Annotated in this window: 34 protein-coding genes; 11 read left to right on the top strand and 23 right to left on the bottom strand. The window is 67.9% G+C overall.

Features of this window, described 5'->3' with window-relative positions:
* Positions 1 to 205: 205 nt before the first annotated feature.
* From ACSHXC_RS42800 to ACSHXC_RS42705, 20 genes are all read right to left on the bottom strand, one after another.
* Entirely contained in the window at positions 206 to 541 is a 336-nt protein-coding gene (locus ACSHXC_RS42800) for a hypothetical protein (protein WP_438297753.1), read from the bottom strand.
* 151 nt (positions 542 to 692) lie between these two features.
* Positions 693 to 875 carry a hypothetical protein gene (locus ACSHXC_RS42795; RefSeq protein ID WP_438297752.1) on the bottom strand — a complete coding sequence of 61 codons (183 nt, stop codon included), beginning with the start codon at positions 873 to 875 and terminating at the stop codon, positions 693 to 695.
* Between the two features lie 139 nt (positions 876 to 1,014).
* Complete coding sequence (gene dnaN, locus ACSHXC_RS42790; RefSeq protein ID WP_438297750.1) at positions 1,015 to 2,148, bottom strand: DNA polymerase III subunit beta; 1,134 nt, start codon at positions 2,146 to 2,148, stop codon at positions 1,015 to 1,017.
* A 22-nt stretch (positions 2,149 to 2,170) separates the two neighbouring features.
* Positions 2,171 to 2,431: a hypothetical protein gene (locus ACSHXC_RS42785; RefSeq protein WP_438297749.1), complete on the bottom strand. Its 261-nt coding sequence runs from the start codon at positions 2,429 to 2,431 to the stop codon at positions 2,171 to 2,173.
* Positions 2,428 to 2,898: a hypothetical protein gene (locus ACSHXC_RS42780; RefSeq protein WP_438297747.1), complete on the bottom strand. Its 471-nt coding sequence runs from the start codon at positions 2,896 to 2,898 to the stop codon at positions 2,428 to 2,430. Before ACSHXC_RS42780 ends, ACSHXC_RS42785 begins: the two co-directional genes overlap by 4 nt.
* Positions 2,898 to 3,176, bottom strand: a complete 279-nt coding sequence (locus ACSHXC_RS42775) for a hypothetical protein (protein WP_438297745.1) — start codon at positions 3,174 to 3,176, stop codon at positions 2,898 to 2,900. The genes ACSHXC_RS42780 and ACSHXC_RS42775 overlap by 1 nt, the downstream gene beginning before the upstream one ends.
* The gene (locus tag ACSHXC_RS42770; RefSeq protein ID WP_438297744.1) at positions 3,173 to 3,388 is read right to left on the bottom strand and encodes a hypothetical protein; all 216 of its coding nucleotides are present in this window, start codon (positions 3,386 to 3,388) and stop codon (positions 3,173 to 3,175) included. Before ACSHXC_RS42770 ends, ACSHXC_RS42775 begins: the two co-directional genes overlap by 4 nt.
* Positions 3,385 to 3,759, bottom strand: a complete 375-nt coding sequence (locus ACSHXC_RS42765; RefSeq protein WP_438297743.1) for a hypothetical protein — start codon at positions 3,757 to 3,759, stop codon at positions 3,385 to 3,387. Before ACSHXC_RS42765 ends, ACSHXC_RS42770 begins: the two co-directional genes overlap by 4 nt.
* 90 nt (positions 3,760 to 3,849) lie before the next feature.
* Positions 3,850 to 4,584 (bottom strand): hypothetical protein, encoded by a 735-nt coding sequence (locus ACSHXC_RS42760; protein WP_438297741.1) that lies wholly within the window; start codon positions 4,582 to 4,584, stop codon positions 3,850 to 3,852.
* 38 nt (positions 4,585 to 4,622) lie between these two features.
* On the bottom strand, positions 4,623 to 5,141 hold the full coding sequence (locus tag ACSHXC_RS42755; RefSeq protein WP_438297739.1) for a hypothetical protein: 519 nt from the start codon (positions 5,139 to 5,141) through the stop codon (positions 4,623 to 4,625).
* Between the two features lie 60 nt (positions 5,142 to 5,201).
* A complete protein-coding gene (locus ACSHXC_RS42750; RefSeq protein ID WP_438297737.1) occupies positions 5,202 to 5,369 on the bottom strand; it encodes a pRL2-8 in 168 nt (55 codons plus the stop codon).
* 1 nt (position 5,370) lies between these two features.
* On the bottom strand, positions 5,371 to 5,754 hold the full coding sequence (locus ACSHXC_RS42745; protein ID WP_438297736.1) for a hypothetical protein: 384 nt from the start codon (positions 5,752 to 5,754) through the stop codon (positions 5,371 to 5,373).
* Entirely contained in the window at positions 5,751 to 6,407 is a 657-nt protein-coding gene (locus tag ACSHXC_RS42740) for a hypothetical protein (RefSeq protein ID WP_438297734.1), read from the bottom strand. The genes ACSHXC_RS42745 and ACSHXC_RS42740 overlap by 4 nt, the downstream gene beginning before the upstream one ends.
* Positions 6,408 to 6,493: 86 nt before the next feature.
* Complete coding sequence (locus ACSHXC_RS42735; RefSeq protein WP_438297733.1) at positions 6,494 to 7,048, bottom strand: hypothetical protein; 555 nt, start codon at positions 7,046 to 7,048, stop codon at positions 6,494 to 6,496.
* 47 nt (positions 7,049 to 7,095) lie between these two features.
* Positions 7,096 to 7,653 carry a hypothetical protein gene (locus tag ACSHXC_RS42730; protein WP_438297731.1) on the bottom strand — a complete coding sequence of 186 codons (558 nt, stop codon included), beginning with the start codon at positions 7,651 to 7,653 and terminating at the stop codon, positions 7,096 to 7,098.
* A 28-nt stretch (positions 7,654 to 7,681) separates the two neighbouring features.
* A complete protein-coding gene (locus ACSHXC_RS42725) occupies positions 7,682 to 7,939 on the bottom strand; it encodes a hypothetical protein (protein ID WP_438297729.1) in 258 nt (85 codons plus the stop codon).
* 2 nt (positions 7,940 to 7,941) lie between these two features.
* Entirely contained in the window at positions 7,942 to 8,322 is a 381-nt protein-coding gene (locus ACSHXC_RS42720; protein WP_438297727.1) for a hypothetical protein, read from the bottom strand.
* 68 nt (positions 8,323 to 8,390) lie between these two features.
* Positions 8,391 to 8,582 carry a hypothetical protein gene (locus ACSHXC_RS42715; RefSeq protein ID WP_438297726.1) on the bottom strand — a complete coding sequence of 64 codons (192 nt, stop codon included), beginning with the start codon at positions 8,580 to 8,582 and terminating at the stop codon, positions 8,391 to 8,393.
* Positions 8,583 to 8,611: 29 nt separating this feature from the next.
* Positions 8,612 to 10,822, bottom strand: coding sequence for a hypothetical protein (locus tag ACSHXC_RS42710; protein ID WP_438297724.1), 2,211 nt, complete (start codon positions 10,820 to 10,822; stop codon positions 8,612 to 8,614).
* Positions 10,823 to 11,046: 224 nt separating this feature from the next.
* On the bottom strand, positions 11,047 to 11,400 hold the full coding sequence (locus tag ACSHXC_RS42705; RefSeq protein WP_438297722.1) for an HNH endonuclease: 354 nt from the start codon (positions 11,398 to 11,400) through the stop codon (positions 11,047 to 11,049).
* A gap of 55 nt (positions 11,401 to 11,455) precedes the next feature.
* Between ACSHXC_RS42705 and ACSHXC_RS42700 the strand changes: the two genes are divergently transcribed.
* The gene (locus tag ACSHXC_RS42700) at positions 11,456 to 11,710 is read left to right on the top strand and encodes a hypothetical protein (protein ID WP_438297720.1); all 255 of its coding nucleotides are present in this window, start codon (positions 11,456 to 11,458) and stop codon (positions 11,708 to 11,710) included.
* A 316-nt stretch (positions 11,711 to 12,026) separates the two neighbouring features.
* Here the strand turns inward: ACSHXC_RS42700 and ACSHXC_RS42695 are convergent, their stop codons facing one another.
* Positions 12,027 to 12,905 (bottom strand): DUF2637 domain-containing protein, encoded by an 879-nt coding sequence (locus tag ACSHXC_RS42695; protein ID WP_438297718.1) that lies wholly within the window; start codon positions 12,903 to 12,905, stop codon positions 12,027 to 12,029.
* A 435-nt stretch (positions 12,906 to 13,340) separates the two neighbouring features.
* On the opposite strand from ACSHXC_RS42695, the gene ACSHXC_RS42690 reads away from it, so the two are divergent.
* The 4 genes from ACSHXC_RS42690 to ACSHXC_RS42675 all read left to right on the top strand — a co-directional run bounded on the left by ACSHXC_RS42690 (position 13,341) and on the right by ACSHXC_RS42675 (position 16,929).
* Positions 13,341 to 14,090, top strand: coding sequence for a GntR family transcriptional regulator (locus ACSHXC_RS42690; protein WP_438297717.1), 750 nt, complete (start codon positions 13,341 to 13,343; stop codon positions 14,088 to 14,090).
* Between the two features lie 353 nt (positions 14,091 to 14,443).
* Positions 14,444 to 15,496 carry an AAA family ATPase gene (locus ACSHXC_RS42685; protein ID WP_438297716.1) on the top strand — a complete coding sequence of 351 codons (1,053 nt, stop codon included), beginning with the start codon at positions 14,444 to 14,446 and terminating at the stop codon, positions 15,494 to 15,496.
* Positions 15,493 to 16,062 (top strand): AAA family ATPase, encoded by a 570-nt coding sequence (locus tag ACSHXC_RS42680; protein WP_438297714.1) that lies wholly within the window; start codon positions 15,493 to 15,495, stop codon positions 16,060 to 16,062. The genes ACSHXC_RS42685 and ACSHXC_RS42680 overlap by 4 nt, the downstream gene beginning before the upstream one ends.
* Positions 16,063 to 16,206: 144 nt before the next feature.
* Complete coding sequence (locus tag ACSHXC_RS42675; protein WP_438297712.1) at positions 16,207 to 16,929, top strand: hypothetical protein; 723 nt, start codon at positions 16,207 to 16,209, stop codon at positions 16,927 to 16,929.
* A 107-nt stretch (positions 16,930 to 17,036) separates the two neighbouring features.
* Here ACSHXC_RS42675 and ACSHXC_RS42670 read toward each other — a convergent pair whose 3' ends face one another.
* The gene (locus ACSHXC_RS42670; protein ID WP_438297711.1) at positions 17,037 to 17,864 is read right to left on the bottom strand and encodes a DUF1932 domain-containing protein; all 828 of its coding nucleotides are present in this window, start codon (positions 17,862 to 17,864) and stop codon (positions 17,037 to 17,039) included.
* Positions 17,861 to 18,508 (bottom strand): HAD family hydrolase, encoded by a 648-nt coding sequence (locus ACSHXC_RS42665; protein ID WP_438297709.1) that lies wholly within the window; start codon positions 18,506 to 18,508, stop codon positions 17,861 to 17,863. Before ACSHXC_RS42665 ends, ACSHXC_RS42670 begins: the two co-directional genes overlap by 4 nt.
* A gap of 1,017 nt (positions 18,509 to 19,525) precedes the next feature.
* Here ACSHXC_RS42665 and ACSHXC_RS42660 point away from each other — a divergent pair.
* From ACSHXC_RS42660 to ACSHXC_RS42635, 6 genes are all read left to right on the top strand, one after another.
* Entirely contained in the window at positions 19,526 to 20,254 is a 729-nt protein-coding gene (locus tag ACSHXC_RS42660) for a helix-turn-helix domain-containing protein (RefSeq protein ID WP_438297708.1), read from the top strand.
* A 384-nt stretch (positions 20,255 to 20,638) separates the two neighbouring features.
* Positions 20,639 to 20,887: a hypothetical protein gene (locus ACSHXC_RS42655; RefSeq protein WP_438297707.1), complete on the top strand. Its 249-nt coding sequence runs from the start codon at positions 20,639 to 20,641 to the stop codon at positions 20,885 to 20,887.
* Positions 20,884 to 21,453: an RNA polymerase sigma factor gene (locus ACSHXC_RS42650; protein ID WP_438297706.1), complete on the top strand. Its 570-nt coding sequence runs from the start codon at positions 20,884 to 20,886 to the stop codon at positions 21,451 to 21,453. The genes ACSHXC_RS42655 and ACSHXC_RS42650 overlap by 4 nt, the downstream gene beginning before the upstream one ends.
* Positions 21,450 to 22,577 carry a hypothetical protein gene (locus ACSHXC_RS42645; protein ID WP_438297704.1) on the top strand — a complete coding sequence of 376 codons (1,128 nt, stop codon included), beginning with the start codon at positions 21,450 to 21,452 and terminating at the stop codon, positions 22,575 to 22,577. Before ACSHXC_RS42650 ends, ACSHXC_RS42645 begins: the two co-directional genes overlap by 4 nt.
* A gap of 95 nt (positions 22,578 to 22,672) precedes the next feature.
* Positions 22,673 to 23,284, top strand: a complete 612-nt coding sequence (locus tag ACSHXC_RS42640) for an AAA family ATPase (RefSeq protein WP_438297702.1) — start codon at positions 22,673 to 22,675, stop codon at positions 23,282 to 23,284.
* 4 nt (positions 23,285 to 23,288) lie between these two features.
* Positions 23,289 to 23,777: a hypothetical protein gene (locus ACSHXC_RS42635; RefSeq protein ID WP_438297701.1), complete on the top strand. Its 489-nt coding sequence runs from the start codon at positions 23,289 to 23,291 to the stop codon at positions 23,775 to 23,777.
* Positions 23,778 to 23,835 lie beyond the last annotated feature (58 nt).

Here is a 23,835-nt window from a genome sequence, read left to right as displayed (position 1 = left end):
CCAACAGAGCCCATCGTCGGGTACTCTCCAGATTGATTCGTCTCCCTTCAGGGGACCAGCAGTAAGCCCGGTTACCAGCCGGGTGGATAAGGCGCTCCAGCGGTTTCGCAGCCGCTATCGGGGCGCCTTTCCTCTTATCTGAGGCCCCCATCAGGGGATTGTGTGCAGTTGTCTTCGTGTCTACAGGGCCGTGCTCAGGTGTTGATCATGCTGCGGCGTTCAGTTGCCCGGCCGCTCGAATGGTTCCCTGGGCCAGCTGTCGTCGGGCCAGTTCGGCCAGCGCGAGCGCAGCTTCGAGGACCATCCCGGGGTTGGACTTGAGGATCTGGGCTGTGGTGGGGGAGGCGACGCTGGCCCGCAGCACGGTGGCGATCAGGTCGCCCTCGTCCTCCGGAACCCCGTCCTGGTTGCCCGGCTGGTAGCCGGAGTCGCCAAGAATCCCGGCCGCCACGATCTTCCGGACGCGGGTGTGCGAGCTGTTTCCGCGCACCGCGATCTCCTGGAAGGTGAGCCGCCGTTCAGCGGGCCTGTCCTTCGCCATCGTCCAACCCCCTACGTCGGGCGAATCAATTGATTCGGAGACGCTATCTCATCCCACCGGCATCGTGTGCAACGACCCGAAAACTCGGCGTGTTGCGCTGGACCTGGGTGGTAAGTCCGTATCCAGCGCAACGCTCATCCCTGACCCGAGGTCACTCCTCCCTGGCCTGCTCCGGGTTGGCGGCCCGACGGAAGCGGGCGGCCGCAGCTTCCAGGCGCAGCCGGGTCGCCGCGCGGGTGCCGCCCTGCGCCGGCGCCTGCCGGGCCTGGCCGGCGGGGGGCGTGTCGGTGTCGTCGAAATCGGTGGCGGCGCCGGTCGTCGTACGGGTCGTCATCGGTGGAGCCTTTCTGCTCGGTGGACCTGGGGCTGATCCTTTTCGGCCGGCCCTGTGGACAGAGTCCGCGGAAAAGCGGACACCTCCGGGTGCGGCCCTGTTCGGGGCCGCACCCGGGGTCGGGCTCAGAGCGGCGGTGTCATTCCCCCTTCGGGGTGGTCTCGGTGGTGCGCATCGGCATGAGCAGGGCGCGGTAGGTGGCGGCCTGCTCCGGCGCGTGGAGCAGCGCAGGCTTGACCGGCGTAGTGAAGTTGAGCTGGACCCGGTCGTCGGGGATGCCGTGGAGGCTCTCCTGCAGCAGGGCCGCGTTGAACGCGACGGTGACCGGCTGACCCGCGTCGAGAGTGGCGTCTAGGCAGTCCAGCCCCATGCCGGTGTCGTGGGTGCCCGCCCGTACGGTGATCTCACCGTCGGCGACGTCCAGGAACAGGTAGCTCTGCTTGGTGTCGAGGACCATCGAGACCCGCTTGACGACCGCAGCCAGTTCGGCGGTGGAGGTGGTGGCGATGGTCTCGAACTCGGTGGGGAACAGCTTCTGGTACGCGGGCAGTTGGCCCTCGATCAGACCTCCGGTGACGTGCCGGTCGGCGGCGCCGAAGGCCACCATGCTGTCCGTGACCGACAAGGTGGCCTGCTCGCAGTCGGCGATGACACGGGCCGCGTCGCGCAGCGTCTCCGCCGGGACCACGATCTTGCCCGTCTTGGTCTTCGCCGCCTTCGTCTTCGGGGTCCAGGCCAGTTCGGCGACGTTGAAGCGGTAGCGGTCCGTGGCTCCGAGGATCAGCCGGTCGCCGTCAATCTCGATCTCGACACCGGACAGGACCGGGACGGCCGGGTCGCTGCTGCAAGCCGCGGCGACGCGGGTGACCAGGTCGGCGAAGGCGCCTCCCGGCACAGTGCCGCTCACGGCGGGCAGTTTGGGCAAGCCCGGGTAGTCCTCCACCGGGAGAGTGGGCAGGGTGAAGCGTGCTTTGCCGCAGGTGACCACCAGGTCGGTTCCCTCGGTGGCAAGGGTGGCCGGCTGCTTGGGCAGCGCGCGCACAATGTCAGCGAGCAGCCGCCCGGAGACCAGCACGCGGCCCGGTTCGTCGATCTGCGCGTCATCGGTGGCGCGGGTGGAGACGTAGTAGTCGAACCCGGAGACGGCCAGCGAGTCCTTCTTCGCCTCCAGCAGCATCCCGGCCAGCACGGCAAGCGGAGGCCGGGCGGGGATGGCGCGGAAGGCCCATTGCGCCGCGTCGGCCAGGACGTCGTTGTCGATGGTGAGCTTCATCAGTCCATGTCCCCTTTTCTTCTCAGTAGAGGTGGGCGATCAGTTCGGGGTCGTTGTCCGCGACGAGGAGCAGGAGGCCCTGGCGGTAGTCCGCCTCCCAGATCGCGGGCTGGGCGAAGCCGACGTCGATACGGACCTCAGCCCAGTCGGGAAGGTCGGCCAGCTGGTGGCGCAGATCTTCGACGGTCATGCCGACCAGGCGCCTGGAGGCCCCCGGGAGCGGGCCGGACAGCGGGGACTTGGGGTCGGCGGGCGGCGCCGACCCGGTGATGCTCGCGGTCATGAGGGGTTCTCCGTCCGGGGTGTGGGGTACGCAAGCAGCTGCTGGCGAAGGCCGGCAGCTTCGGGCGCCAGGACGTCGGCGACGCGGGCGCGCAGGGTGTTGGAGGGCGTCCAGAGCTTGCGGGCGCCGGGGCAGGCCACCGGGCTGGTCAGCGCGGTGACGTCGGTGAATGTCCAGTGCCACAGGCCCGGTTCGGCCCAGGTGCTGCATGTGCCGTCGCACTGGTGGCAGCCGGTCAGGCGGGCAACGGCGATGACTGCGCCGCGGATGCCGGGCAGGTCCTGGGGGGCTTCCTTGAGGGCGGCCTGGTCGGCGCGCTGAGCAGAGTGGATGAGCAGGAGACCCGTGTACGGGGTGAGCCAGCTCCGGTTCTCTACGTCCTTGCGCAAATGCACAATTGCGTCTGCCCAGGGCTGGTAGATCGTCAGTGCGCGTACGGGGACCGCCGTGTCGGGGGAGGCGCTCATCACCGCGCCTTCCCCTGCGGGGAGCGGGAGATGGAGCGGAGTTCGGCGAGGGCCTGGCCGATGGCCCGGCAGCGGCCGGGGCAGTACCAGCAGGCGGGCTCCGTCGACCCCGGTACGCGGACCTTCACCATGCCCTTGGCCGGGGCCCGGCCGGTGGCCTCGGTCCCGCAGCCTTCCACGGTGCACCGCTCGATCACGGGCGAGTCGGCTGCGGCTCGCCCCGTCCCGGTCTTGCCCTGGTTCCATGCCTTGCGGCGACGGCTGGTGGACGTAGTCATGCCGACACCTCCTGCTGAGCCGAGGTGGGGGCGACGGGGCGGACCACGGTGAACTTGTCGCCGCGCACCACGTAGTGGACGTGGGAGTCGGCGCCGGTCAGGTCGCGGTCGAGCTGGGCCGCGTGGCTGGCGGCCAGGGAGGAACGGCAGTCGCCGGCGGGGAAGGACTGCACGGGCACGCAGGCGCGGCCGTCGCACTCGGAGCAGGTCATGACCGCTCGCCTCCCGTCGCGGTGGCGAGGGCGGTGACGGCCGGCGCGTCGTCGCAGACGACGGCCTCGATCTGAGGGAGGTCGTACGTGAACCCGTCCCAGAGCCGGGCAAGGAAGAGCCGCTCCTCTTCGTCCTTGTCGAAGGCGGCACGGTCGGCGACGGTCATCTCGTGCAGCCGCTGGTCGGCGTGGGCCCAGGCGCTGTCCCGCTCCAGCAGCAGGTAGGCGGCGTCGGTCTCCAGCTCGGTGACGTCGGCGACGATCGCGTCCAGCAGGACGGGGTCGACGACCTGCGCAAGGGCCGCCAGGTTGCGGCGGAGCCGTCCAGAGACGGGGGTGCGGGTTGCCGTGACGCGGGTGGATGTGGTCATCTCGGTTCTGCCTCCGTGTGAGGTGTGGGCGCGCGTCCTGGCTTCGCGGTTAAGGGCGCGCGCCCGTCGGTTTGTGTGAGGTGGTCTGGGTCAGACGGTGGTGCCGAGGCTGCGGGCATGCTCGGGGCTCAGGTAGGTGACCTGGATGTCCCGCACCGGCTGGCCGGGCAGCTTCACCAGGCCAGCGCCGGGCCCGGTGCGCGGCTGCCGGTCCAGGCGCAGCAGCGCGCGTTCGGTGCGGGTGCGCGGGCCGAGCGCGAGGACCGCGCAGCACTCGCGGGCCGGGGCGAGCTGGGCGAGGGAGTAGCTGCACGTCGCGGCGATCAAGTGATGGCGGACCGCACGGCCGATCCGCAGCACCTCGTGCAGGCGCAGCAGCGCCTTGCCCAGGTGCTCGTCCCGGCGGGACATCGCGTTCAGCGTCTCCAGGTGCTCGATCAACAGCAGGGCCCGGTAGGGGAGTTCGGCCCCGTCCTCCAGGTCGCGGTAGACGATCTTCATGGAGTCGGCGAAGTCGTGCAGGGCCTCGATCGTCGACGGCCCGGTGTCGCCGCGGTGGATGCGGATGCCGTCCTGGTCCATCAGCGGCTCGTAGCCCGCCAGTTTGGGCACCAGCAGCGTGACCTCCGCGCCGTGCGCGGCGGTGTACGCGGCGATCATCCGCAGGGTTGCGGTGGCGCCCCGGCGGGGACCGGCCGGGATGAGCAGGTGCGGGTGCTGGTCAAGGTCGAGGCGTATCGGGGTACCGGTCGCCGGGTCGATGCCGATCGGGAGGTTTCCCGCGTTGTCGCCGGGCTGCGGCTGGTAGGTGACGATCTCGCTCATCGTGTTCTCCTTCGAGTGGAGGTGGGTTGGGGTCGGGGTCAGAGGCGGGAGAGCAGGCGGCGCTCGATGCGCTGGGCTTCGGCTTCGTCCTGGCGCCTGCGCTGGTGGGTCCGGCGGAGTCGCCAGGGCGACAGGGGCTGGACGCCGTACTCGTGGAGCATGAAGGCGACCTCGTCGCGGCGGGCACGGCCGATCTGGAGGGCGTGCACCGGCTCGTGGACCAGGACGCCGTCCAGGACGTCGAGCGCCTCGCGCACCGCGATGAGGATGTCGACGCCGTGCGGGGCAATCACCGTGCACGCGTAAGGCCTGGCGGACGGGCCGCGTTCGCCGTGCAGCACGTCGTTCTCCCACACGGAGCGGGGCACGCCGACCGCGCGGCCGATCGACTCGGCCCCGACTTCCTGGAGGCCCTCCAGGGTGGTCAGCACCCAGCGGATGCGGGGCATCGGGCCGGACTTGGCCTGGCGGACCAGGCGTACGGCCTGCGGTGCGGTGTCGCGGACGTAGCGGACCGTGTCGCGGTGGCCGGACAGCCGGTAGGTGGTGATCTCCATGTCAGCTCACCCCCAGCAGGCCGGGGAAGGCCGGGCGCGTGATCAGGTTCCGCATGGCCGTCACCGCACGATCATGTGGCTGGGGCAGCCGTTGACCCTGTGGTCCACGCACTGCGGGCAGTCCTGACGGGGGCCAAGACCTCTGTGTGCCTCGCGGGAGGCGTAGGCGTGGTGCCAGCACTGGCGGCACTCGCCCCGGGGCGGGGTCATCGCCTTCTGCCTCGCCATGTCAGCGCACCCCCAGGTCGGCCAGGTCGAGGGTCCACGCGGTGAGCCGGTACAAGTCGAGGACCTCCAGGAGGAGTTCGTCGATCTCGCCGCTCGGGTCGTCCAGGTCACAGACCAGGACGCGGGGCGGGCAGGTGGAGCGGGCGTGGATCCTGAGCTGGCGGGCGGGGGCGTCGTCGATGTCGACGTCGTCGCGCAGCGTCCAGGTCTGGCCGGGGGCGGCGATCAGCAGCGGGTCGCCGTCCGCGACGCGCTCGCAGGCCAGGCGCAGCGCCGTGTTCGGGTCGAGGTGGTCCTGGTGGGCGAGGTGGTCGGCGCACTGCTGGATGAAGGCGCCGGCGCCTTCGCTGCCGAGGATCTGGTCGATGCGAGGCGGTGTGGTCACCGGACTTCCCCCTTCGCGGACGTGCGGGCGGTGAGCTGCTGGGGCGGGACGGTAGGAGCCAGAGCGGACAGGTCGTGTGCGGGGAGTTGGGCGCGGTGGGTGAGCGCTTCGACCAGGGCACTGGCCTGGCGGGTGCTCTCCTGGGCCGACTGCAGCTCCAGGTAGCGGGAGTCGACCAGGGCGCGGGCCTGGATGGTGGTGACGGTCTCCACGTGCCGGTGCGATTCGCGCAGGGTCTCCATGTGGCGGCCGTGCGCATCGCCGTCGCGGCGGTCCTCGCGCCAGTACCGGAAGGCGAGGATGTAGGCGAGGACGGTGGCGACGGCCCACAGCAGGAGCGGCAGCGGCAGGTCGGCGCTGTAGGCGGCGACCCCGGCGACCGCGAGGGTGCCGGCCGCCGTGAACGTGAGGGCCGAGGCGGTGGGGTCGCCGTGGTGGCCGTTGGTGACGACGACCCCGGCCGCGGCAGTGCCCAGCGCCAGGACGCCCATCAGGCTGGCGGCGCCCGCGTTGTGCTCGGCGCCGTTGGCGTTCCACAGCCGGGCCAGGGTCAGCACGGTGGTGGTGGCGATCGCCGGGGCCGCTTTCGGCGCGTACCGCCGGAGCGACGAAGGAGCGGGGGTGGTCTCGAAGTTGGGGAGCTGGGGGGCCATGATGGTGCCTCCGGGTCTCTTCAAAAGTCCGGGGTCTCGGGGCGGTCGACGGTTGCGAGCCGGGTTGCGACCGCCCCGAGGCGTATTCAGTGCTCGTTCAGCCGGGCAAGCACGGCGCTGGTGATGCTGTGGCACTCGGATGCGCAGGCCACGGGGCCGGTGTCGGCAGAGCCGACGTACTCGTAGAACGTGGCCAGGAAGTCGGCCTCGTCCTCGACGCCCAGGTCCAGGTAGCCGTTGCCACAGGCGCACGGGGCAATCAGGGACAGCGCGCCGTACAGGTCGTTCGCGGTGCCCCGGCTGCGGGTCTCGAAGTGCAGCCAGACACCCTCGCCCAAATGCGCAATTGCGCATGGCCGGTGGTAGCGGCCCTCCTCGTCCTCGAAGCCCGCGCAGCCGGTCCAGTCCGACCAGGTCAGCAGCGGCTTGAGGGTCTCCCAGTACGCGCTGTCGACCAGCTGGTCCGCGTCGTTGACGGCCTGCTCCCGCTGCCGGGCGATCGCTTCGGCGGCGTCGTAGGCCAGCTCCCGGTGCGCGACGCCAGCCATGGCCCGCAGCCGCCGCACACGGTCGGCGGGCGAGCCCAGTTCGACGCGGTCAGGGGAGACCGTCCAGGCAGTGGAGTCCTCGGTGTGGTTCATGACAGGGGTTCCTTCTTCCTTCCGGGATGGTCAGATGGATCAGAGAGTCAGTGGACGGAGCCGCAGGGGTGCGGGCATCCGTGCTTGACGATCGAACGGGGCTCGCGGGTGAATTCGTGCACCGCCTCCAGCAGTTCGTCCTCGGAGGCGACGGCCACGGTGCGGTAGCCCAGGCCGCACGAGCACGGGGCGATCAGCGTCAGCGTGTGCCGCTCGGAGACCTGCCAGCGGACGCTGCTGCCGTCGTCGTAGCTGCTGGTGGTGACGGTGTCGTGGATCCAGACCCCGTCGCCCAGGTGCGCGACGGCCGACCCATTGGCGCCTTCGGCCAGCGACGGGTGCGGGTAGCCGGTCCAGTGCTCATCCCGGAGCACCGAGCCGAGCGTCGCCGGGAACTCGTTGACCGTGTGGTCGACCGCGACATACGCGGCCTGCCACGCCTGCTCCACCGCGCGGTAGTGCGCGGACACCGTGGTGTGGGCCTGAAGGATGTCGGCCTGCTTGCGCAGGTGGCCGAGCGGGCTGTCGCTCTCGCTCAGCAGCACCGTGTCGTACGAGCGGGTGGCCAGGTCGAGCGTGGCGTCGTCCAGGGTCGTGGCGTACATCGCGGGTCCCTCCGAGGGGTGTTGTGGGTCAGTGGGAGAGGCAGGCCGGGAAGCTGCTGCCGGGCGTGCAGTGCGTCGAGTCGCCCGCCTTGACGCGGGCGGTGCGCTGTTCTCCGTAGCCGGTGCGGACGGTGACCTGCGTGTCGTCCCGGTCGGTGACCTGGCCCTGCGGATAGCCGGCCGCGTCCGCGTTGCAGTCCCGGAGCATCGTGATGAGCAGGACCGGCAGCACGATGAAGGCGAGGAACGCGGTCCGGGCCAGGCGCGGCAGCTGGAAGAACAGCACCGTCACCACCACCGGCTCTCGGCCCGCTTGGTGACCTTCGCGGTGGCGGCCTGGGTGGTCTGCTGCTGGAGGAGGCTGCGGGCGGCCTGGAGCTCGGCCCTCAGCCGAGTCTCGGCCTCGCCCCAGATCCGCTCGGCGCGGGAGTCGGCGCGGCCGTGGCCCTTGCCCCGCCCGACCTGTATCGCGCCGACCGTGGTGTGGCGCAGGATCGCGCGGCGCTCCGCTCCGGTCAGGTGGCCCAACTCGCGGCGCTGGACGGATGCGAGCTTGTTCTCGGTGGTCCGGATGATCCGGTTGATCTGTGCCTTCGACGCCATCTTCGGTTCCTCCATCGAGTCGTCGATCGGGGCCTGGCCCGGGTGGCCGGGCGCCCTCATCGGCATCCGCGCCGGGTGCCGGTGGGGGCGTCCGGCCGGACACACCGAGGTGTGTCCGGCGGGACTCTCCCGCGCTATTTCTGGTGCTCGTTCACGTTGGTCACGACCTGGTCCCCACCCTTTTTGACTTCCTGGCCGAACTGGGTTTGTGCGGCATAGAGGCCGAGGGCGAGGATGATGATGGCCATCCAGGCCTTGACGGCCCGGAACATCAGCATCAGGACGACGACGATTCCGAGGAGAGCCCAGACGGGGAGGTGAATCATGAGGTGCCTTCCCTTGCGTGTGAGAGGGGTTAGTTGGCGCCCGCTCGCGGCGCCTGCGAGCGCCATTCGTTGAGATCCAGCTTTCGCCACGCGGGCTGAATACCGGAGCGCATTTCTCCGGGAATTGCGCGGCGCTTGCGGGCCTTCACGAAGGCTTCCTGTGTCATGTTCAGGAAAGCCGCGCCGTCCGTCATTCCGACGATCAACTGGTCGGTGCCCGTGTCCCCCTGGGGGACACTCCCGGACCCCTGCTGATCGTTTACCTGCCCGCTGTTCCCGGCGATCTCAGTGAGGTTTCCCGGGAGCGTTCCACCGCCATTTGCCGTTTCATCTGCGGTGTTATCCGGCTTGCTGAAGGAGATCCCGGAGCTGTCGTCCTGCGCCGGAATGGCTTCGGGGGTCTGTGTCCCTGTGTCCCGGGACTGTCCCGGGACACTCGGGACGATCTTGTCAGGTGAAGCGGGTGTGTCCCCCTGGGGGACAGAGGCGGACCCGCCTTCGGTCAGCTCCTTCAGGCGCTTCGCGCGGGCCTCGCTCTCGCGTTCCGCAATGGCAATTCCTGCAATCGCGTAGTCGCGCGCCTGCTTGTCCGTGATGTTGGCGAGCTGAATTTCCTTGACGCTGTCTACACCAATTCCGAGAACAGCCCGACCCTTCTTTACCGGAATGGACTTCTTCGCAGTTCCGGGGAACATCATCGTCCATGCAGAACGGGTCTGCGGGCCCGATGCGATGCGGCCCATTCGCTGGTCACGGCCGTCCGAGTCAATGAAGACCGGAAGGTTCGCCTGCTGCGCGAAGTCAGCCATGAACATGAGAGCCGCACGGGACTGCCAGAGAATCTTCTTCTCGCGGCGCAGCGTGATAGGGAGTCCCTTTTCCTCTGCTGCCTTCCAGGCGTCCTTCAAGTCCGCGACATAGGATCCGCGCTCATCGTTGAGCATGAACCACGGCTCGAAGTAGAGTTCCGGGTTCTCCTTGATTTCCGGGTACTTCTCGATCAGCTCGTAGCGGCGCTCCATTTCTGCCAGGAAGATGAAGTTCGTTTCCTGCCAGCCGTCGGCCGTGGTCTTGATCGTGACATTCGGCAGATTGCCGAACGGGGCCGTGAACCCGATGCGCTTGGGGTCGTTGATGAACCCTCGCGCGCCGTTGCCCAGCATGTGCGCCGCGTACACGTTCGCGGTGGTCGTCTTGCACCATCCGGTCGTCGCGCTCATCACGATGTGCGGCGTCAGCTTGGCCAGCGGCAGCGTCTCCCAGCCCTCCGCCGACTTGCCGATCGGCACCTCGGTCACCGGGAACTGGTGGAACGCGTCGTCGTCGTAGAGCACCTCGGCCGGCGGGCGCTTGGGGTGCTTGAACTTCAAGACCAGGCCCGCCTCGTCGTGGTGCGGCTTCCAGGGGCCCTCGGGGATCCGGGCGAGGCCGAGCCGGCCGAGCTCGTTGACCAGGTTCTTGTTGATCAGGCCCGCGTCCAGCGAGACCCGGATCTCGGCGTCGTCGTTCTCCAGCGGGATCCGCAGTACGGGGATCGCCAGCCTGCCGAGCTTGTGCTCCAGGCCCTCGGAGATCTTGCGGGCGGCCCGGGTGATGCGCGGGTCCAGGGCGATCGGCAGCCAGGTCAGGCGCACCTTCGGAGTGGCGATCCAGCGCCGCGGGTCGCCCTCCTCGTCCAGCAGCACCGCGGCGCCCTGCGCGAACGTCGCCATGGTGCGGTTGAACACCCGGTCCTGGGCCAGGCGGACGGCCCGGTGCACGGCGACGAACAGCACCGCGGTGATGGAGGCCGTCAGTGTCAGCCACGGCGCCGCGTACAGCGCCCACCCGTACAGGGCGAGCCCCCAGCGGACCGCCATCCGGAAGTAGCCGGGCGACTTCGCCCACCGAGTGCGCGGGACGCGCTCGCCCCGGAACATCGGCTGGTTCTCCGGGCGGTGCGGGGCCGGCCTCGACCAGGTCGAGTCCCAGGCACCCGGCTCGACAAACACCAGCCCGCCGGTAACCAGCCTCCACAACGGGGCGATCGCCTTACGGACCCGGGCGTCGAACAGGCAGGCCCCAGCGATCAAGACGGCGACGGTGAAGGCGAACCCGACCGGAGTGGTGAACATCCACTGGACAAGGCCGTAGGCCGGGTTATCGGCGACGCCGCCGTCCGCCAGGACGGCCGTCGGGTCAGTGTGGGCGGGAAGTGGGGTGATGTGGGCAGGGGTCTCGGACAATGCGAGACTGGGCATGACGAACCTCGCTGTTGTGGGTGAGCGACGTCTCCTGAGGTGGGCGGGTGGTCAGACCCGCCCATCTCCTTTTGTGCTGGCTGTGCCCTGCGCATGTGCGCATTCGCGCAACCGGCGGGGGACGTGGCGGGCGGTCAGACCCGCCACTCCCGTACTGCGTTGTGGGTGAGTGATCAGTTCGCCGTCGGACGGTGGTCAGACCGCCGTGGGCGTGTGGGGGCCCGTCAGACAGCCTCCAGTTCGCGGGGCCCGATCTTGAACTTCATGACACGGGCGTACTCCGCCGCGACCTTGTGATCCGCGAGGACACCCTGGTGGACGCGGGCCAGAACCCACTCCGTCAGGAGCCTGTCGGCCTTGGACCGGTTGCAGGTACCGCAGGCCGCGACCAGGTTCGAAACGTGCTCGGGGCCCCCGAGGGACACGGGCCAGATGTGGTCGACCTCGTCTGCCTCGGTGCCGCAGTAGACGCACAGCGCCTCGGCTTTGATCGCGGCGTACACGGCAGCCGGCACCGGGCCCGTGATCTCGTTCTGATGCTGGCGGGCTCGCCGCGCATTCCTGCTCGCCCTGCTCATCGCGGTCCGGACCTCAAACGGGAGCGCAGCCCACCGGCACTTCCAGCAACGCAGCGTGTGGCCGCGGAAGCTGTCACCGCACGCCATGCAGATCCTCGGCTTGCGCTGGCAGCCCGTGCACCGGACCTGGTTGCCCCGGAACACCGTGCCGCAGTCCGGGCATTCGCGCTCCGTCGCCCGGCAGGCCGAGCAGCGCGCGGTGTGTCCAGTGAAAGCCTTCTCGCAGCTCACGCAGCTGCGAGCCGTCTGCTGGCAGGTGCCGCACCTGACCGTCATGCCACGGAACATCCGCTGGCAACCCGGACACTGACGCTCCGTCCGCTGACACGGCGGGCAGACCTTCTGGGTTCCCCGGAAGCTCTCACCACACTTGCCGCAGGTCCGGGAGGTCCGGCTGCACTGCCAGCACCGATGGTGCATGCTGCCCTTCGGCAGGGCCCGCTCGCACTCAGCGCAGCTGCGCTGCACCTTCTGCCGGCAGTCCCTGCACTCACGTCGGTCCCCACGGAAGGTGCCGCTGCACTGGGTGCAGGTCCGCTCCTTCTGGCTGCACGACCAGCAGAATCGTCCCTGGCGCTTGCCCATCGGCACGGCACATCCGGTGCACACACGCTCTTTGGCTAAGGTCATCGCGCACCTGCCGCCTTGAGCTCCAGCAGCTTCGGCTCCGGCGTGAAGGTTCGGGCTACTTCATACCCATATGAGCGATCTACGCTCACCCCACGATCTGCGCACCACTCGATAGCAGCGGGTACGTCGGTCTTGCCCAGGGCCTTGAAGGCCATCTCTACCGCGCTCTTCTTTGTGATGCCGTTGGGCAGCCGCTCCAGCTCCTCCAGCTCGCGGATCTCCTCCTCGGCCTCCTGGGCTTCGTAGGTCTCCCAGACCCGCTCCAGCGCTTCGTCCGGCCGGGTCAGGCCGTAGCGGACACTGACGGACCAGGCCGCGAACGTCTCCCGCGGGTAGCGGAGCCAGCGCACCAGGCGGAACTTGGGCAGCGGCCGCTCCACCGCGCCGATCGTCTTCAGCATCGAGCGGCGAATCTGACGCAGCACCACGTCCCACAGGAACCAGGACAGGACCGACATGCCGCCGAAGTACAGCGCGGCCGCCGTGTGGTCCTCCGTGCCGGGCATGTGCTCGGCCTGGTAGTAGTTCGCCGCCGCGGAACTCGCCACCAGAAGGAACGTCAGGAACCGCGGCCCGGCCGCCGAATCGTGCGAGATCACCGAACGCAGGGCCAGGAATCCGCACAGCATCGCGGCGACGTCCAGCGAGACCGGCACGCCGTACGACCACGGCGCCGCCATGTGCAGCTGCCGCTCAGCGAAGCCCACCAGCCCATGCCAGGACATCGCCGCGGCGATCGCCACGACGATCACCAGGCCCGCGTAGCCGGCATAGGTCACGTTCCTCTGCTGACGAGCCTGCGCCGCCTTCTGCTCCTCGGACTGCGCATCCGCCTCACCCGGCCCCTCGGACGCAGCCTGTGCAACACGAGCCATGGGCACCCGCCCGTTGACCCCACCCCGCCACGACGAGGATCCCGCCGCCCGCTCACCTGCTGTGCTCATCCGGGTCAATCCCTTCGAGTTCTGGTCCGTCATAGCCACATCATCCCGCGTCAAAGGACGCGCAGATGCGCATGTGCCCATCTGTGTAAGTGCGCGCTTGCTCATACCCCACGAACAGGGCAGACAGGCAGCCCACACCAACCCCACAGGAGTTGTGGCCTGGCCTTTCGACCACCGACAACACTGCCTCACTCCCCTAGAGGAGTCAACAACTCCCCTAGGGTTGTATTCTCCTGGGGCAACTGAGGCGGATGAGATTTGGACGCTTGGGGCAAGACCCACCATCTGTCCTGGTCCTGGGACAACTGGCCACTCCCCTAGGGAAGCCGTAGGGTTCGTAAGCGAAGTCGGGACGAAGAGGTGACGATGCCGGGCAAGAAGCCCCCCAAGTACAAGGAGATCCTCGAAGGACTCCGTGCCGCCATCGACGCTGGTCAGTACCAACCCGGTGACCAGCTGCCTTCGGAGACTGCTCTCGCGGCTGAGTTCGAAGCATCGCCGATGACCATCCGCCGTGCCCTTGACGGTCTCAAGAACGACCGAATCATCGAATCGAGGTGGGGCGCTGGCGTCTATGTCTGCCAACCGTTCGCCCCGATCCGTCGGCACGGCATCCAGCGACTCTCGAAGGAGCGCTGGGGTTCGGGAGCCTCGATCTGGTCGACGGATGAGACCCGCGAGCTGGTAGTCGATCAGCTCCGTGTCGAAGAGGTCACCGCGCCACAACACATCGCGGATGCTCTGGAGCTGGGGGAGGACGAATCCGCCTGCCTTCGGTCCCGGCGCTTCGTCGTTGCCGACCGACCGGTGCTGGTCTCCCGTTCGTACCTGCCTCAGGCCGTCGTCGATGGTTCGGCCATTACCCAGCCCGACACGGGCCCCGGCGGCACCTATGCCCGGCTCGCTGAGCTCGGTCACACGCCGGTCCACTTCCGCGAAGAGCTCCGTGTACGCAAGCCCTCCATCGAGGAGGCCAGCCATCTGGGGCTGCCCGAAGGTGAGCGGGTGATCCAGCTCGTACGCACCGCTTGGACCGCTGAGCGACGTGTCATCGAGGTCAATGAGATGGTGCTGGACGCCTCGGTGTACGTCCTGGACTACGAGTTCGACGCCTGACGGCATGCTCTTGGCTCCCCCTCCAGATCTGCGCTGATCGGTGGGGTAAGCCAACCCGGAAGCGGAGCTCCGAAGTATCACGAAGCACATCCGTTCTGCTTCAACCCGGTCTTCATCCGGCTGATACCGCGAGTTGAAAAGGCGTGTAGGGGCGACGTTCCGGGGAGCTACGCAGCACGTGCGCCGGCAAACGTCAGGGTCTGGCTCATCCAATTGCTTACCGAGGCGACGTACTCGGTGGCTATCGTGAGGTTCACAGGGCTGCATTCGTGCAGCTCAGGGGGCGTTTTCAATTCGCTCTTCAACTCGGCAGTGATACCGGCGTCCCGCCAGGCGGTCCTAGCCTCCGGGACATGGAGACGATCGGCGGGAACAGCGTGGCGGGGAAAGAGCATCCGGGGTGGGAGCCCCGCAAGCTGCGGGCATGCCGCGAGGCACACGGACTAACCCTGGAAGCCGCGGGTGAGGAGCTCCGAAAGATCGCGGAGACCGTGCGGATCCGTCCTGCGATCCAGGCGAACTTCCAGACGCTCTTCAATCACGAGACCCGCAAGGCCTACCCGGATCCGCGGTATCAGCGGGCCTACTGCCTGCTGTACAACGCGACGCCCTGGGACTTGGGGTTCCGGCACAGGCTGCCGCACGAGGAACAGCAGCCTCAGCAGCAGATCGCCCAGTTGACTCCGCAGCTCGACATGGTGACCGGCGCTCACGTCCAGGCCGTGGAGTCCGCTCTGCTCCAGATCGATGCTGCCGGAGAAGTCGACCAGCACGGGCTGCGGCATCGGATCCTCGATGCGTGGCGCCGGCGGCACACCGGCGGCGATCCTCATCGTCCGCACTTGTTGCTGGTTGGCGGGTACGCAGGGTCGGGGAAGTCTGAGCTCTCGGGGTTCATCTCGTATGTGACGGGCTGGCCGCGCCTCGACAAGGACAGCCTCACCCGGCCTCTGGTGGAGGCGCTCCTGGTGGCGCACGGCGGGGATCCGCACGACCGGCACACGCCGCTGTACCTGGAGAAGGCCCGGGATTCGGAGTACCAGTGCTTGATGGAGTCGGCGTTCGAGAATGTCCGGGCCGGCATCAGCACTGTGCTGGACGCGCCGTTCCTGCGGGAGTTCAACGACCCTGCCTGGATGCAGCGCCTCGTCAACAAGTGCCGGGCCTACGGAGCCGAGGTTGCTGTGATCTGGGTGAAGTGCGACCCGGACTCGATGCGGGAGTACATCACCGTCCGCAGCGCCGCGCGGGATGCCTGGAAGCTCGCCAACTGGGACGAGTACATCAAGGGCGTCGATCCCGAGTTCGCGCCCAAGGTGGACCACTTCGTCGTCGACAACCGGCTCGGGAGCGCCGTCTCCCTCACTGACCAGGCGAAGTTGGCCCTCGGAAGGATGTACGCATGACGCAGCTGCCCACCGCCGTGATCCTGTACGGCCCGCCCGCCGCCGGAAAAGACACCGTCACCCAGGCCTTGATGGAGCAGGATCCCCGCTACGCCCTCTTCCAGCGCCTCAAGGTCGGCAGCGGGAAGACCTCGGGCTACCGGATGGGCAGCGCTGAGCAGCTGGCCGCGCTCCAGGCCGCAGGCGACGTCATCTACGCCAACGCGAGGTACGGCAACACGTACGTGGTGGACCGGCCCGGCCTGGACGAGATGGTCGCCGCCGACCTCATCCCGGTGCTGCACCTGGGACAGATCGAGGGGGTGCGCGCGGTGATCGAGGCATACTCGGCGCGGTGGACGACTGTGCTGCTGTGGTGCACCCAGGAGGAGACCAAGGCGCGGTCAGTCGGGCGCGGTGACTCGGACACCGAGGCCCGGATCACGGCGTGGCAGGCGACGCAGGATGACGTCAATGCTCACCCGGATCAGGTGTGGGACATGACCGTGCAGACCGGCGCCTACTCTCCCACCGTGATCGCCGACCGTGTCCGATTGTCCTCGGCCCCCGGGGCTGACCCCGCATAGCTCTCTGGCGATCGGGCCGTGTTTCTCACGGGAAGCACGGCCTTCTGCTGTCCGTCCAGAGGCGCTCTGGCCTGGTGCGTTCTAGTGGTGCAGTGTCGAGGGTGCCGAGGCCACCGCGCCCAACATCCATCGGGGAGTGCCGAGTTGACCGATCTACAGGGTGACCTGAACCTGACCGACCCGACGAAGGGGTATCTGCACTTCGTCGTCTACACCGACCAGAGCCTGGGCATCGCCTCCGCCTCACGGAACGGCGAGGTGACCATCCGGAAGGAGTCCCCGTACGCCCGGGAGTGGCTGGACCGGCTGGAGCGCTGTCAGCCCAACGCGCTGCACTGCGTGCTCGTGGAGCCAACCAAGATCCCGGCCCTGTTCGATCCGTGCGTGAAGGAGGACAAGGACAGCCCATCGGCCGTTGCTGGGTCGGGCTGCGTGTGCCGACGACCTTTCTACGACCCGGTGTTCGGGCTGCCCGTCGTCGGCGAGCACTTCAAGCACGTGGGTGATGGGGGCACCGATCAGTGGACGTACGAGACGTTCGCTCCTCTCGCCCTACTCCCCGGCGACAGGGTCAGCCGGTTCATCGTCGACTACGGCGTCTTCTGGGTCCGAACGGAGAAGGGAGTGCTGTCGCTCGTTCCACAGCATCACAGCTCCGGCTACAACATCGGCTACGGCGGCGGCGGTCCGCACGCCCTCGCCGCCTACCTCTCCCAGGTCGCCGCCACCGACGGAGAAAACACGACCGCCGGCACCCCGTATGACCAGGCCGACCCCGGGATCCTCGCCTGGATGGAAAGCTCCACGGCGGATCGGGGGACGAACGAGCTGACGCTGAGGGACCTCCAGGCTCTGCGGCGGGGCTAGCCGGTCCAACAGCTCTCACAGGCCACCTCACAGATATCTGTGGGGTGGCCCCCTGTTTGCCCAGGTAGTGGCGTTCTGAAGCCACGCTGTAAGTCTGTGATGTCGCCTCAGTCGCCGGGCTTCTTCAGCAGGTCCACGGCCTGGTCCACCGTGAGGCCGCGGTCATCCTTCGCGACGGCCCAGCGGTCCAGGATGGCGGCTGCGGCGCGCAGCATGTCGTCCGGCAGCCCAGCCTCCTGGAGCATGTCGGCGGCCTCGGTCAGTTCCGGGCCCCACCTCCAGGCCCTCGCCGCCGTCTTCGGGATGTAGCCGGTCTCCGTCAGGTACGAGCCGGGCCGCCTGCCCGCGACGGTGAGCAGCTCCTGGTCGACGCCCTGGTCGAGGGCCAGGCCGTAGGAGACGGCGGCCAGGACGCGGCTCGCCTTCTGGTACGCGCTGTACGACAGCTTCAGCGCGCTCGCCTGCCCGATCCGCTCACCCAGGACGTGAGTGTGGACGTCCGTCCCAGCGAAGAGACCGGCCACCACGCCCGTGCGGTACGGCCCGGAGAGGTACAAGGTCGGCTGCTTGCCACCAAGCGGTGGGGAACCGACGATCCCGGCGTCAATCACAGTGGACGCGGGGAGCAAGTCGGCGATGCGGCGCGTCCGTTCCGGCGTGATCGCGTTCGCTTCGACCCAGGTCCCTGCATACCCCGGCGCGGTGCGGGCGAGGTCTTCAGCGACGGCCGGCGGGCAGATGCTCAACACGACGTCCGCTTCGCCCATGAACTCCGCAAGGTCGCCGACCGCCGTCAGTCCGGCCGCAGCAGCGCGATCTGCGGTCGCCTTCGAGCGGCCGACGGGGTACCACAGCACCCGGTGTCCGGCGCGGACCAGTTGGCTGCCGACAGCAGCGCCCATAGCTCCCGGGTGCAGGAGACCGATCGTGGTCACCGGGATCCTTCCGCCAGCAGCCGGGTGATGGCCGCAGTGACCGTGTCGACGGTGTGGTGCGGCGCATCCAGGCCGACGGGCCACGGCCGTCCGCGCAGCCAGATGGTGCGTAGCCCGGCCTGGTGGGCGCCGCCAATGTCCCCAGCCGGGTTGTCGCCAATCATCCAGGACCGCGTCGACGGAGTGCCGCCAGTCCGGGCGACGGCGACCTGGAAAGCGTCCTTCTCCGGCTTACGAGCGCCGATCTCCTCCGAGATCACGACGGCGTCAACCGCCTCGGTGAGCCCGGCCGCGGCGATTTTGGCGCGCTGAATGTCGCTGGCGCCGTTGGTGAGGATGCCCAGCCGCCACCCGGCGGCGCGCAGCTGCTCCAGGCCCTCAAGGACGTCCGGGCGGCGGTGCACTCCGGTGGCGATGCCAGTGACGTAGCCATCCCAGAGCTGCGCAGCCGATGCTTCGAGGCCGAGTTCCTGGCGCAACCGCTCGAAAGTCGTCGGGTAGGCCCGCTCTCGCAGTGCGGCAACGAGATGCTGCTCGGCTCCCCGGTCGAGGTTCTGGTCACGGCAGAAGCCAGTCGCCCATTCCGTCAGCGCCCACTGGCGGTCGATCAGGGTGTTGTCGAGATCGAAGAGAGCAAGGTGCACGCCTGGGAGCTTACGGCCCGGCTCTGTCCAGCCGAGTACAGCCATGAGCATATGCACACATACGCGGGCTCTGATCTGTAAAAGGTGTGGGGCGACACCTACCTGAAGGTGTCGCCCCAGCAGACAGACCGTGCGCCAACACGGGTTCTGTCGAAGTCCCTGTGCAGCAGCGGTTTTGCAGCCAGTAGCCGTCAGGGGGGCGGGTGGCCTGACCAATCCGCCGGCTTCAGCTTCGGCAACGGAGGGCACCTACGCAAGGTCGAGGTGTACGAACCTGAACCAACAGGCGCCTTTTAGTAGCCATGGTGGCTGAAAATATTCGTCCTAATGGCCGGGCCCCTAGGACGCTCAGGGGTTCCAGCCGAGTCCTGGCGACAGGCGCCCGCTCCACGCAACTCGGCTTCGGAGTTTCAGAGGTGTTGCCGTGCAAGCACAGCCAGCACCCCAGGCACAGAGACACGAGGCATCGCCCTCGACTCCCGACCGGGCAGAGCCCCGTCCTGAATCAAGCCGTGCTTCCCGCCGGCAGCTCGGAACACCGATGGACCAAAAGCGGGTGGAAGACCCTCCATGCGAACCCTGTGCTCCGATGAGCTGCCAAACTAGACGGCACCTGCGGGTGGGAACGCCAATTCCCCTCATGGGCAAGCAAGTTGCAGCCAGTAGCCGATCCAGTGTGCCGACGCCCTCACCGGGCGTCGGCCTCCTCAACCAGGGGTGGTTTTGACCAAGCAGAACTCCCGGGCTCCGCAGCGTTCCGCCGAGCCCTCCGTCCGTCATGAGGCTGCTCAACAGCCCGCAGTGCGCCTCACCTTCGCTCAGGTGACCCCCGTCATCGCGTTCCCCGCCATGGGGAGCGCCCTCGCACTTTCCGGCATGCCCGCCGCAGAGGTCTTCCAGCTCCTCGGGGGCTGTGGTGCGATCGGTGTGGCAGTCCTGACGACGGCGAGCGGAGGACGCAGGCTGGCAGCTGGTCTCGCTCAGCTTCTTGTCCATCTGGGGAAGTAGGGGCCCCAGATGGGACGCCGTGAACAGCCTGTCGACGAGACCGTGCCCGCACGCGGGCGACTGGCGACTTATCTGCGCATGCACCGCTACTCAGCGGGCTTCACCTACGCTCGCCTCTCCACCTTGACGAACCTGTCTCCAGCGACTCTCAAACGGGCGGCGTCGGGCAAGGTCATCCCGAGCAGGGAGACCGTCGAGGCCATCATCCAGGCCTGTGGCGGCGACGAGTCAGCACAGATCGGCGGCCGGGATCTATGGCGTCGTGCACGTATAGGAGAACGCGGGCGCATGCTCGGCACGCCGCCCCGTCCGCACCTCATTGCCTCCCAGGCCGAGCTGGGCCTAGCCCTTGTCAATCTCTACGAACAGAACGGAGCACCCAGTCTTCGGGAGATGCAGCGCCGTGCCGGCGGATCCAGGTGGCTGGCACTGAGCAGCATTTCCCGGATCATCAAGCGGCAGAGCCTGCCCTCTTCTCGGCAACAGATGGAGGCCTTTCTTGCCGCATGTGAAGTACCAGCCCGCACACAGCCTGTCTGGACCGAAGCGTGGGTTCGGGTAACCGCACGCTTCCTCTACCGGATGCCGCCTCCGCACCGAAACCTGTACCCAGAGGCTCAAAGGGTTACCTACACCGGCAGCTACGTACGCCGAACGGAGGTCGACCTGTTGCCGGAGCTAGACATCCTGCCCCGGATGAAGTCCGACGTCTCGATGGGGGCAACGACGCGCGCGTGATTCGCGCGACGCCTTTGATCAGCGGACAGTGATCCTGCCTGCTGCCACATCGGGCAACTACAGACGCAGACGTGCCTCCGGTGACCTTCCAAAAGGCACGCCTGCGCCTGCAAAATCCTGCCTGCCCAGCCCAGCGCGACGAGGGGTGTCGTCCCGGCACATTATGTATCCCACCGCAAACAGAGCGCCCTCACTCCGGCTCGTTCGAGTGCGCATATGCGCCTGTACTGAGCTGGCATAAGTCAGTCTCTCCTTCCTACAGGACAAGACCGCCCGCACCCACCCGGAAAAATCTTGAAGGTGTGGGTTCACGGACGCGGGTCCTCCAGGCTCCTCCTTCACAAGAGCCCCTGGCGGGCTCAACCATCCGACAGGGAAGGAAACATGGACCCGGCCATCGTCATCACGGTCGTCTCGATCGTGACCGCCAAGGTGAGTGCAGTGTTCGGGCTGTGGCTGCGGCTTCGCTGGCGCGCCCGTACCGAGCAGGCGCAGCAGGTGTATCTGGCCCGGTTATCCGCCGACAATCGGGGAGTCTGCCTGGAGGTCGATGACCACCAGGGCGACGGCCGACGTGTGCGGATCCGCCTCCGTACCGCGGAAACCACCAGGGGAGAGGACACCGGAGCATGAGCGAACCCAACCCAGCCGACGGCGGCCGCCTCACCCCCTCGGCTGTCCAGGGAGCGTCCAGCGACACCCTCAGGCGCCTCGCTGTCGACGAGGAGTTCTCCGCCTTCTACCGCGCCACGATGCGCCCTCTCATCCAGTTCCTGGTCAACCAGGGGTCCAATGTGCACCTGGCCGCCGATATCGCACAGGAGACGATGAGCCGGGCGTACCGCAGGTGGGTAGAGATCGAGCAGCCGCGGGCCTGGGTCCATAGGGTCGCGTCCCGGGCGCTGGTACGGCACATCTCCCGGGCCGTCGAGGACCCCACGGACACTGTGCCCGAACCCAGCTCACTCGTACCGCGCCCGGACGCGCTCACCGCATGGGAAACCGGGCAGAGCACGCTACGTGTCCTCCAAGCTCTTCCTCCGCGCCAGTACCAGGTGCTGGCGTGGACCTTGAGCGGCTACACCCCGACCGAGATAGCCGCCGAACTCGGCATGTCCCCCGAGGCAGTCCGCAGCAGCCTCAAAAAGGCGCGGCGGGCCGCCACACGGCACCTTGAGCAGAACGGGGAGCACCAGTGACAGCAGATGCTTTCGACACCTGGTTGAACCGGTCTCAGACGAGCCTTGACGAGGCCTTGGACATCGAGGCCGGGCTTCGAGAGATCCTGCTGCAGTCGGACCACGAGGCACGCATTGAGGGCCTAGGCGATCTGCTCAACGAAGAAGCCGGCCTGGCCGACATCGTGAAGCCCGTACACAACCCGCCGGAACAGCCAGTCACTATCGACACCTCGGCCATGGGCCTCATGCACGCAGGTGAAGGGCACCAGCTGAATCGCTTTCTCGGCCGTTCCGCGCATGGGATCAGCCCCCAAGACCGCATGCGGATGCGGGGCGCGGCGGGGGTTCGTGATGCCGTGCGGGCCGCGTCCGTAGGCCAGGCACATGCTGATCACATCGAAGCCCTGGAACGTATCTCTCTCCGATCACACGACCCCGCAGTCAGCTATAGCCTCACGCCCCAGTTGGAGGCACTATTTGTCTTCACCTTGTCCCTTTCCCAGGGCGAAGGCCAGTCGCGGCGTCAGGACCTGACACTGTGCCGCAGCTCGCTGCGGGAGCTGACTGCCCTCTTCGCGCATGGACAAGTCCGCACAGGACCCAAGATTGATCGGGCACTCGCGCAGCTGACATCGGCCCTGCTCCTCTTGGCAGACGCCGCTGTGGAGTGGCGGTTCAACATCGACGCCATGTACAAGGACGTGCGGGAGGTGCACCTGCGGAACGTCCTGAGTCTCCTGTCCTACGCCAACGGGGTTGTTCAGGGGGCAGAACCTACGGGCGATCAGCCCCTGCACAGTGAACTTGCCACCGCAGCCGGGACTGCCAGGGCCCTGGTCGGCAACTGCCTGAATGCCGTTGAACGAGAAGTAATGCGGTTCCTTGGTGTCAGGATCCGGATCACATCGGCAGAGGAAGCCCAGTCTCTGATCCACGACTTCACCGTCGCTGATCTGCGCGAGGCCAACCTCGACGGTATCGACCTGTCCGGCGTCCGTTGGTCAGAACACAACACCCGCTGGCCAGCCTCGGTGGACATCGAAACTCTAAAAACAGAGTCGGAGGAAACCCCTGCCGACAGCGGCTTCTACGTCGTTCGTTCCGGCACTGCAACCATCCGTGATCTCACCGGCCGGGCATGAACCGAGGCGACCGACCCCTTCGCCAACATGCCCGGATGCCCATGGATCCTGTGCCATGGGCGTCTGCGCATGTGCGCATGCTCTAACCTGCCGCTATGGCATTCAAAATTGCAGTGGCGATGTTCAAGGGCGGTGCGTGCAAGACCACGGTCAGCCTGGCCCTGGCAGAAGCCGCCGCGGAGGCCGGCCTGGATGTCGAGGCCATCGACACCGACCCGATGGGCGGTCTGACCCGCTGGTCGCTGGGTGCCGAGGAGGAGGGGCGACCGCTGCGCATGGCGGTGACCGGTATGCCGTCGGCGAAGCAGCTGTCCGACCGGATCGCGAGCGCCACCAGCCACCGCGACCTGGTCGTCATCGACGGTCCGCCGCCCGGCGCGCTGGCCATCGCCAAGGCGGCGATTGAGGCCGCCGACTTCGTGCTGCTGGCCTGCCCCGCCCGCCCCGCCGACCAGGACAGTGTCCCGGCGACGCTCGCCGCGGTAAGGGAGGCGGGCAAGCCGTTCAACGGGGTGCTCACCTGCGCGCGGAAGACGCTCCTCACTGACACCGGCCGGATCGCCCTTGCGGGCATGGGCGTGCCACTGCTGAAGACCGAGCTCGACTTGTCCGACTTGGTCGCCGACAACTATCTGCACCGTTCACGCGGCCCGTTGCGCCGCTTCGGAATCGACCTGTTCGACGAGATCAGCACGAAGATTGGGTGACCTCATGGAAGAAGCCACCGCCCCCGACGCTGCCCCTGACGAGGACACTCCCGCAGGGCGGCGCAAAGCCAAAGCTGAAGCCGCTGCGGCGCGTTTCCTGAACCGGGGTGCCAAGAAGGCCCCGGCGAAGAAGGCCGCCCCGGCGAAGAAGGTGACCGTCAAGAAGAGCCCGGCTAAGAAGCCTGCCGCCCCTGTGGCAGCGACCGACACGGGCGGCGAGGCGTCTGCCGGCCCGGCGCGTCCGCCCCGCAAGACGGCAGCGTCCGGTCCGCCGGCTCGCCGGACGCCGCCTCCGGCCGAGCAGGAGAAGGCAGTGTTCTACAGCGCCCGGATCAACCTGACGACGACCGAGGCGCAGAAGAAGATGCTGAAGCTGGCCGCGGTCGAGGACGGCATCGACACCACCGCCCGCATCCGGGCGATGATCGCGCTGTACGAAGAGGACGAGCGGCTGCGCAAGCGGATCGACAAGCTGGCGCAGCACTGGCGCTGACCGATCAGCCCCGCGCAGCGGGATGCTGTTTGCGGACATCCCGCACGGCCCGTACGAA

Origin of the sequence: Streptomyces sp. HUAS TT7, from assembly GCF_051550175.1 — a bacterium.
GTDB lineage: Bacteria > Actinomycetota > Actinomycetes > Streptomycetales > Streptomycetaceae > Streptomyces.
The sequence above is the reverse complement of the archived record's forward strand: the minus strand, read 5'-3'. Positions and strand labels throughout refer to the sequence as shown.

What these genes read in the sequence shown, in the direction of transcription:
- ACSHXC_RS42760 (WP_438297741.1), bottom strand. Translation starts at nt 4,584, where the DNA reads ATGAGCGAGATCGTCACCTACCAGCCGCAGCCCGGCGACAACGCGGGA.
- ACSHXC_RS42755 (WP_438297739.1), bottom strand. Translation starts at nt 5,141, where the DNA reads ATGGAGATCACCACCTACCGGCTGTCCGGCCACCGCGACACGGTCCGC.
- ACSHXC_RS42710 (WP_438297724.1), bottom strand. Translation starts at nt 10,822, where the DNA reads ATGCCCAGTCTCGCATTGTCCGAGACCCCTGCCCACATCACCCCACTT.
- ACSHXC_RS42780 (WP_438297747.1), bottom strand. Translation starts at nt 2,898, where the DNA reads ATGAGCGCCTCCCCCGACACGGCGGTCCCCGTACGCGCACTGACGATC.
- ACSHXC_RS42750 (WP_438297737.1), bottom strand. Translation starts at nt 5,369, where the DNA reads ATGGCGAGGCAGAAGGCGATGACCCCGCCCCGGGGCGAGTGCCGCCAG.
- ACSHXC_RS42740 (WP_438297734.1), bottom strand. Translation starts at nt 6,407, where the DNA reads ATGGCCCCCCAGCTCCCCAACTTCGAGACCACCCCCGCTCCTTCGTCG.
- ACSHXC_RS42795 (WP_438297752.1), bottom strand. Translation starts at nt 875, where the DNA reads ATGACGACCCGTACGACGACCGGCGCCGCCACCGATTTCGACGACACC.
- ACSHXC_RS42775 (WP_438297745.1), bottom strand. Translation starts at nt 3,176, where the DNA reads ATGACTACGTCCACCAGCCGTCGCCGCAAGGCATGGAACCAGGGCAAG.
- ACSHXC_RS42695 (WP_438297718.1), bottom strand. Translation starts at nt 12,905, where the DNA reads ATGGCTCGTGTTGCACAGGCTGCGTCCGAGGGGCCGGGTGAGGCGGAT.
- ACSHXC_RS42715 (WP_438297726.1), bottom strand. Translation starts at nt 8,582, where the DNA reads ATGATTCACCTCCCCGTCTGGGCTCTCCTCGGAATCGTCGTCGTCCTG.
- ACSHXC_RS42690 (WP_438297717.1), top strand. Translation starts at nt 13,341, where the DNA reads ATGCCGGGCAAGAAGCCCCCCAAGTACAAGGAGATCCTCGAAGGACTC.
- ACSHXC_RS42730 (WP_438297731.1), bottom strand. Translation starts at nt 7,653, where the DNA reads ATGTACGCCACGACCCTGGACGACGCCACGCTCGACCTGGCCACCCGC.
- ACSHXC_RS42705 (WP_438297722.1), bottom strand. Translation starts at nt 11,400, where the DNA reads ATGAGCAGGGCGAGCAGGAATGCGCGGCGAGCCCGCCAGCATCAGAAC.
- ACSHXC_RS42685 (WP_438297716.1), top strand. Translation starts at nt 14,444, where the DNA reads ATGGAGACGATCGGCGGGAACAGCGTGGCGGGGAAAGAGCATCCGGGG.
- dnaN (WP_438297750.1), bottom strand. Translation starts at nt 2,148, where the DNA reads ATGAAGCTCACCATCGACAACGACGTCCTGGCCGACGCGGCGCAATGG.
- ACSHXC_RS42655 (WP_438297707.1), top strand. Translation starts at nt 20,639, where the DNA reads ATGGACCCGGCCATCGTCATCACGGTCGTCTCGATCGTGACCGCCAAG.
- ACSHXC_RS42680 (WP_438297714.1), top strand. Translation starts at nt 15,493, where the DNA reads ATGACGCAGCTGCCCACCGCCGTGATCCTGTACGGCCCGCCCGCCGCC.
- ACSHXC_RS42800 (WP_438297753.1), bottom strand. Translation starts at nt 541, where the DNA reads ATGGCGAAGGACAGGCCCGCTGAACGGCGGCTCACCTTCCAGGAGATC.
- ACSHXC_RS42720 (WP_438297727.1), bottom strand. Translation starts at nt 8,322, where the DNA reads ATGCCGATGAGGGCGCCCGGCCACCCGGGCCAGGCCCCGATCGACGAC.
- ACSHXC_RS42735 (WP_438297733.1), bottom strand. Translation starts at nt 7,048, where the DNA reads ATGAACCACACCGAGGACTCCACTGCCTGGACGGTCTCCCCTGACCGC.
- ACSHXC_RS42765 (WP_438297743.1), bottom strand. Translation starts at nt 3,759, where the DNA reads ATGACCACATCCACCCGCGTCACGGCAACCCGCACCCCCGTCTCTGGA.
- ACSHXC_RS42785 (WP_438297749.1), bottom strand. Translation starts at nt 2,431, where the DNA reads ATGACCGCGAGCATCACCGGGTCGGCGCCGCCCGCCGACCCCAAGTCC.
- ACSHXC_RS42770 (WP_438297744.1), bottom strand. Translation starts at nt 3,388, where the DNA reads ATGACCTGCTCCGAGTGCGACGGCCGCGCCTGCGTGCCCGTGCAGTCC.
- ACSHXC_RS42660 (WP_438297708.1), top strand. Translation starts at nt 19,526, where the DNA reads ATGGGACGCCGTGAACAGCCTGTCGACGAGACCGTGCCCGCACGCGGG.
- ACSHXC_RS42650 (WP_438297706.1), top strand. Translation starts at nt 20,884, where the DNA reads ATGAGCGAACCCAACCCAGCCGACGGCGGCCGCCTCACCCCCTCGGCT.
- ACSHXC_RS42640 (WP_438297702.1), top strand. Translation starts at nt 22,673, where the DNA reads ATGGCATTCAAAATTGCAGTGGCGATGTTCAAGGGCGGTGCGTGCAAG.
- ACSHXC_RS42635 (WP_438297701.1), top strand. Translation starts at nt 23,289, where the DNA reads ATGGAAGAAGCCACCGCCCCCGACGCTGCCCCTGACGAGGACACTCCC.